The organism is Frankia sp. CcWB2 (genome assembly GCF_977927585.1).
This window is the reverse complement of sequence record NZ_CDWRCM010000104.1, coordinates 4,987-11,617: the sequence shown is the minus strand read 5'-3', so window position 1 is coordinate 11,617 and position 6,631 is coordinate 4,987. Positions and strand designations below refer to the sequence as shown.

The following is a 6,631-nucleotide window of genomic DNA, read 5'->3' as shown; positions in this document are numbered from 1 at the left end:
CCGACCATGGCGTACACCTGGTCGGCGACGGAGAAGACCAGGTCGACGTCGTGGTCGACGATCAGGATGCCGACCCCGTCGTCGGCGGTCTGGCGCAGCAGCTGCGAGAACCTGGCAGTCTCGTCGTTGTCCAGGCCGCTGGCGGGCTCGTCGAGCAGCAGGATGTCCGGCTGGGCGCACAGCGCTCGCGCGAACTCGACCAGCCGCAGGGCACCGGTGGGCAGCGTGCCGGCGATGGTGTCCCGCAGGTCGGACAGGCCGAGAGAGCCGAGGGTCTCCTCGACGAGGCGGCTGACGTGTCCTCGGCCCTTGGACGCCACGCCCAGCAGGCCGCCGGCATAGTCCCGGTGCCGGTTCTCCGCGCCGACAAGCAGGTTGTCCGCGACCGTGAGGGTGGGGAAGAGCGAGGGAACCTGGAAGGTCTGCACCAGACCACGCCGGGACCGGATGTCTGGCCGCATTTTCGTGATGTCGCTCTTGTCGAGCAGGACCTTGCCCTCGTCGGGCTGCTCGACCCCGGTCAGCAGGCTGAACAGCGTCGACTTCCCGGCACCGTTCGGGCCGATAAGACCGGTGATCACGCCCTGGGGGGCGACGAGGTCGACGTGGTCGACCGCGGTCAGACCGCCGTAGCGGCGGACCAGGCCAACGGCCTGTAGCACGTGCCGACTCATACCCGGCCTCCGTCCCGCAGGGAGGTCGCCGCCGCGGGTCCCGAACCCCCCTGCTCGTGGCCCACGTGACCCGGTGAGGTGGGGTAGACGTCGGCGGGCAGGCCACCGCCCTCGCCGCGGGGCGCGGGGGTCACCAGCGGTGCGTCGCCCGACCGGGCCGCATACTCCTGCACCAGGGTCAGCAGGCTGGCCCCGAATGGGGTCGGCTGCGGCGAGCCCGGTGGCAGCACGGGCGAGGAGCGGCCCGGGGGCCAGCTCGCGGATGGCCTGGGCCGGGCGGCCCCCAGGGGCGCGCCGATCCCGGGGATCCCGGAGATCCCGGTGATGCCAGTGGTCGCCGGCAGGTATCCGACGGCGGAGATGCGCACCGGCACCGGGCGCGGTGCCCGATGGTTGGGATCGACGAAGCCGTCCGCGAGGTGGAGGGCGAGCAGCCGCAACAGACCCCGGACGGCCGAGGCCAAGCCGCCGGGCATCCAGCCGAGGGCGAGGGCGAGGATGCCGATGGCGAGGATCGAGGACCCGGCCGGCGCCAGCACGTCGATCGTGACGATGAACGCCGCGGCGATGATCGCGCCGGCCGCGCTGTCGGCGCCGAAGACGACCACGGCGGTGAACCACAGCAAGCTCTGCAACGGTGCGAAGTCGTCGGCGGAGAACGAGTAGCTGCTGTGCACCAGCAGCGCACCGCCCAGCCCGGCGACGACGGAGGAGACGGTGAAGGCCAGCAGCTTGAGGTTGCGGACGTCGACCCCCACCGCCGCCGCACCCTCCGCATGGTCACGCACGGCGAGCAGCGCCCGACCGAGCCGACCGCGATGCAGATTACCCACGAAGAACAGGCCGAGGCCCAGGCAGGCCAGTTCAAGGACGTAGAACGCCTCGTCGGGCAGCTCCCAGCCGAAGAACGTCAGCGGGTCGAGGTAGAGGCCGGTCGCGAAGGTCGGCTGCTCGAAGACGAAACGGCTGACCACGGCGCCGACCGCGAAGGTGGTCAGCGCCAGGGTGAGGCCGCGGCGGCGGATCGCCGGGTAGCCGGTGATCAGACCGATCGGGGCGACGAGCAGGGCACCGATGAACATCGACGTGACGCCCGGCAGCTTCGGCAGTCCGAACAGGTCACCGTTGGCGAGCTTGAGTGACAGCAGCGCCCCGAGGCCCGCGTATCCGGCCGAGCCCAGGGAGAGCTGGCCGCTGTAGCCGGTGACGATGACCATCGACAGGAAGATGAGAGCGAGCGCCGGCACCATGAACGCCGAACGCAGATCGGACGGGGCGAAGGTGAGCGGTGCGAGCAGCAGCGCGGCACCGCCGAGCTTGCCCAGAAAGTCACGGCGGGCCTTGGTCTGGCTGGCCGGGCCCGCCGGCGGTGCGCCGCGGCTGGAGAAGCTGGCGGTGGTCCCGGAGTCGCCGGTGCCGAGCTCGCGCAGCTTCGGCACCGCGAGCAGCAGGACCAGCAGGGCGACGATGAACAGGTTCGACTGCAGGACGGTGAGGATCTGGCCCGCATCACCGTCGAGGGTGAACTGCTTGAGTTCGCTCTGCAGGACGGCAATGCCCAGGGCAGTGAGGACGGCCACCGGCATGCTCGACAGCCGGGCCGCCACCACCACCGCGAAGGTCTCCAGCACCAGCAGGGTCAGCCCGTACGGGGTGAGTTGGAAGCGGGGGGCGAGCAGGATGCCGGTGAGGCCGGCGAGCGTAGTCCCCGCCGCCCAGCCGGCCGCGGCGACCCGGTCCGCGCGAACACCGGACAGCTCGGCGAGCTGCCGGTCGTCGACAACCGCGCGGATCTGGCGGCCGAACACCGTGCGGGTGGCGATGACGCCGATGACCGCGCAGAACACCACGACCATCGCGAGCTCGGCCAGCGCGTCGACACCGATCCGGGTGTCACCGAACAGCTGCACCGACGAGTTCGGGAAGATGCTCGGTGCGTCGCTACGCGAGCCCAGACCCCAGATGCCCGCCGTCATCCCGAGGGTGAGGACCAGCACGCCGAGGCTGGCAACCAGGGATTCGGCTGCCGATGCGCGGCGACGGGCCAGCGGCCGGAAGACCAGCCGCTCCAGCAGCAGGCCGATCCCGGGAGAGAGCACGGCGAGCGCGATGACGGCGGCCAGCCAGATCGGCAGCCCCCACTCGACCACCATCTCGCGGAAGACGTACGCCACCAGCATGGCGATGCCGCCCTGGGCCAGGTTGAGGACCCCGTTGGTACGGTAGGTGACCAGCAGGCCGATACCGGACAGGGCTGCGATCGCCCCGAGGGAGATCCCCGCCAGTCCCAGGTCGATGCTGGTCACCGGGCACTCCCTGGGAGCCTGCCGCCGCCGGCCGTCCGGTCGCCGCCGTCCGCCGGGTCACATGTGATCACGGAACTGCTCGCCTTCCGCGCCGTGGCATCGTGGAAAGGCAGGCTCTGTCAGGCGTGCTGGCCGGGTGTGGTGGCGTTCGTGGCGGGTGCCTGGCCGCCCCCGGGGTCCGTCGCGGCGAAGCGCGAGTTCTGCTGGTGCGTGGCTGTTGTCTGCTGGTACGAGCCTGTCTGCTGGTACGAGCCCTGGGGGCGGGTGGCCGGCTGACCGGCCTCGGGTGCGGCACCCGCGACCGCCGCCGCGATGATCAGTGAGTGTAGGTCGTCGACCTGGCCGGCGGTGTGGGCCTGGGCGGCCTGAGCGGCGTCGAAGCGGTCGGCTACCAGCAGCGCACTTCCTACCAGGATGAGTGCCAGCCCCCCGAAACCGCCGGAGACCACGTAGGGTAGTTGGAAAGCGACGTCCGTCTCCTTGGAGACGCCCAGGTAGCAGCCGAGCAGAAGTACGCCGCCGGCGGCCATCACCACCCATCCGCGCAGCGCGCGGACCACGTCGGCTACCAGGCGCGATGTGGGCCGCGGGTTATCGGTCCCAGCGGTCTGCTCGTCCACTTTCGTCTCCCCCAAGGAGCATGTCGTCGGTCGTGCGGGCGGCGCGGTCGTGCCGGCGGCGCCCGCGCGTGGAGCCCGCCCCCGAGATGATCCGGGTCACGACACAGACGTCAGATTAGTGTGCGGAGATGAACAGGTGCTCCGTCGGGTGGCCTGCGGCTGTTCCCGGCGAGCTCCGGCGGCACGGGAAGCTCCGTCGCATTAGGTATACGAGGATAGGCCGGCCGATGGAAGGCCTTACGAAGTATGCCTGCCTGCAACCAGCCTGCTACTTTATGTTGGCTGGCGGGTGGCCCTCGGGCCAGGAGAAAGAGCCGGGAGGGATGCCCGCCGGAGCCTGCCGCACCGCGGGCCACCGCGGGGCCGGTGTGGGCTACCGCGGGGCCACCGCAGGGTCAATGTGGGGCCGGTGTGGGCCACCGCGGGGCCGGTGTGGGCCCCGCGGGGTCTCAGGTGATGCTCGGAGCGATCCGCTGGCGTGGCGGCAGGGCGGCGGCCCCGGCCGGTGTCGGCCCCCGGCCCCAGCGCCACACGTCGGCGACGATGCGGTCGATGCTCGACGCCGGAGAACTCCAGCCGAGATCGGCGCGGATCCGGGTGCTGTCACCGATCAGCGTCTTCGGTTCGGAGACCGGCGGACAGTGGACGCGGCGGACCGGGCGCCTAGCGACCCGGCCGACCGCGGCGAGCACGTCAGTGACACTCACCCCGACGCCGCTGCCCACGTTGAACACCGCGTAGTGCCCGGGCGCGCGGCGACCAGCGCCGTCAGGTAGGCCGTTGCCATGTCCACGACGTGGACGTACTCCCGCAGCGCGAGGCCGTCCCCATTGACCCGGAACACATCCCGGCACCCGCTCGCCACGGCGATCGCCGCCGGGATGATCCGGCTGCCGTCGCGGTCGATGTGTCCCGCGACGGCACCCGCGACGTTGAAGGAACGTAGGATCACCGCGCCGAGCAGCCCGGTGCCGGCCTGGTGGGACAGCAGCCGCTCGGCGGCGAACTTGGAGGTTCCGTAGGGGTTCACCGGGTCGGGTGGGCAGGTCTCCGGGATCCGCGCGAGGTCGACGTTGCCGTAGACCGCGCAGGTGGATCCGAAGACGAACGCGGGTGCGACTCCGGTGTGCTCGGCGCCCTCCTCCAGGGCAGCCAGCAGGTTGATGGTGCCGGTCAGGTTCGTCTGGAAGTAGCGCACGGGATCCAGCCGCGACTCCCGCACCCGGGTCAGGGCCGCGAGATGGCATACTCCCTCGAATCCTCGGCTGACTCCCGCCGCGGCCAGCTGGCGGGGATCGAGCAGGTCCGCGGCCACCACCTCGATATCGGGGGCGAACCGCGGCGTGGTCATCGGCTCGCGGACCATCGCCGTAACTTGGTGCCCGGCGGTGGCGAGCATGTCCGTGACCACTCCGCCGATGAAGCCGGCCGCGCCGGTGACAAGGACGCGCACGTCCGGGATCAGGATGCGGCCCGCACGCGCATCCCGAGGAGGATCTCCCGGTGGCGCCAGGCGAGTTCCAGGCAGGCGGCGGCCGACGGGGCGATGGGCTCGGTGTCGACGAGACGGCGCAGTGCCGAGTGGGTGAACGGGATGCCCTCGGTCACCGACCGGTTCGGACCCGCGGTGACGACTGATCCCTCGGCATTGGTCTGGACCATGCTGCCGAACAGCCGGTCGAAGGCGTCGGCGTCCACCACGACGACGGTGAGGATCTCGCCGAACAGGGTGAGCGCGTCCAGCCCGATCCCGAAGTACGACACCCGCATGGCGCCGGACCGACGCGCCTGCTCGAACGAACGGAACGGTTCGTCGGTGTCATAGCCGATCGGGCTGGACGAGCTGCCGTCGTGCTCCGGGTTGCCCAGCAGCTCCTCGCTCAGCTCACGCATGATGTTGCGCCACAGGTCGAAGTCGGCCTCATGGTGGAACGGGGTGATGTCCGACGGCTGGAAGACCCCGGCCGGGATGACGTGGTACACCTCGCCCGCGGTCGCGACCGAGCCCGCGCTGCGCCGGTGCAGGAAGAAGCTCGCCTGACCGCCGCGATCGTGGCGGATCGTGAGCGTGTTGATGGACGGCAGGGCCGCCCGCCGGGTGAAGTCGAACGGATCTCCGATGCGCGCCCGGAAGGGCAGCGCGGGCCAGGACAGTCCGCTGCCGGCCATCGCGGCCGCCGTCTCGTGTGCGACGGTCTCGCAGATGTCAACGGCGTCGAAGTACGTCGTGTGGGCGAAGCTCAGCGACGGATGGTTGTCCGTCGACGGTCCCGCGGTCCCGTCACCGCCGATATCGAGCAGGCGGAAGCTGAGCCGGTTCTCGAACAGAGTCGGCCGGTCGAGATCCCGCATCGCCCGCGTGTAGCGCTGGTAGCGGTTCTGCTGACCGCCTCCACCAAGCAGGGGCCGGCTACCGGCCGTCTCGGGTTCGTCCCCCCTGATCGTGGGGGCCTCGGCGCTATCGTGCCACTCAAGGGTGACATCGTCGATGTCCACCGGGGTGTCCCACACCCAGCCGGGCCGGGCCAGTAGCCCGCTGCCGAGCCGGTCGGTTTCCGGGTAGAGCCGCACCGCCGCGCGGGCGAGGCTGATCCGATGGTGGTTGAGATGATCGCGGGTGAGCCGCCACGCGCGTTGGCTCGCGGCGGCCTGCTCGGCCGCCGGACTGTGCGGCGCAGTCTCCCGGCGACGGTCCGTCATCGATCCCGGAGCCAGGCCGACGTCCTCGGGGGACAGCGCCAGATTGCGGGCGATGTGACGGAGCGTCGAGATGTCGTGGATAGCCCGCCGGCCGCTCTCCACCTTGGATACGTAGGACTGGTCGAAGCCCAGACGGTCGGCGAGCTGCTGCTGCGTGAGGCCGTGGGCCTGCCGGTACGCGCGTAGGAGTTGGCCCACACCAACGCTGGTGGGAGTAGAACGCGGCGGCGTCCATAGCCAAGTGTGACCGGTCACCCGCAACCCTCTCGTCCGACAATCGTGTTACGCGAAGTGAGCATAACGAGCCGGGCATCTAGGGGACGTAATGAAG

At 70.8% G+C, this 6,631-nt stretch carries 6 protein-coding genes; all 6 read right to left on the bottom strand.

Annotated elements, in window-relative coordinates; translation table 11 throughout:
* The coding region (locus ACY45C_RS12490) for an ABC transporter ATP-binding protein (RefSeq protein ID WP_462187787.1) at window positions 1-674 on the bottom strand (674 nt) is incomplete at its 3' end.
* Entirely contained in the window at window positions 671-2,980 is a 2,310-nt protein-coding gene (locus tag ACY45C_RS12485; RefSeq protein ID WP_462187786.1) for an ABC transporter permease, read from the bottom strand. The genes ACY45C_RS12485 and ACY45C_RS12490, both read right to left, overlap by 4 nt.
* A 119-nt stretch (window positions 2,981-3,099) precedes the next feature.
* Window positions 3,100-3,615: a transporter gene (locus ACY45C_RS12480; protein ID WP_462187785.1), complete on the bottom strand. Its 516-nt coding sequence runs from the start codon at window positions 3,613-3,615 to the stop codon at window positions 3,100-3,102.
* A 434-nt stretch (window positions 3,616-4,049) separates the two neighbouring features.
* Window positions 4,050-4,307, bottom strand: coding sequence for a hypothetical protein (locus tag ACY45C_RS12475; RefSeq protein ID WP_462187784.1), 258 nt, complete (start codon window positions 4,305-4,307; stop codon window positions 4,050-4,052).
* Window positions 4,304-5,053 carry an NAD-dependent epimerase/dehydratase family protein gene (locus ACY45C_RS12470; protein WP_462187783.1) on the bottom strand — a complete coding sequence of 250 codons (750 nt, stop codon included), beginning with the start codon at window positions 5,051-5,053 and terminating at the stop codon, window positions 4,304-4,306. The genes ACY45C_RS12475 and ACY45C_RS12470 overlap by 4 nt, the downstream gene beginning before the upstream one ends.
* Window positions 5,054-5,061: 8 nt before the next feature.
* Window positions 5,062-6,555 (bottom strand): helix-turn-helix domain-containing protein, encoded by a 1,494-nt coding sequence (locus ACY45C_RS12465; protein WP_462187782.1) that lies wholly within the window; start codon window positions 6,553-6,555, stop codon window positions 5,062-5,064.
* Window positions 6,556-6,631: the final 76 nt, after the last annotated feature.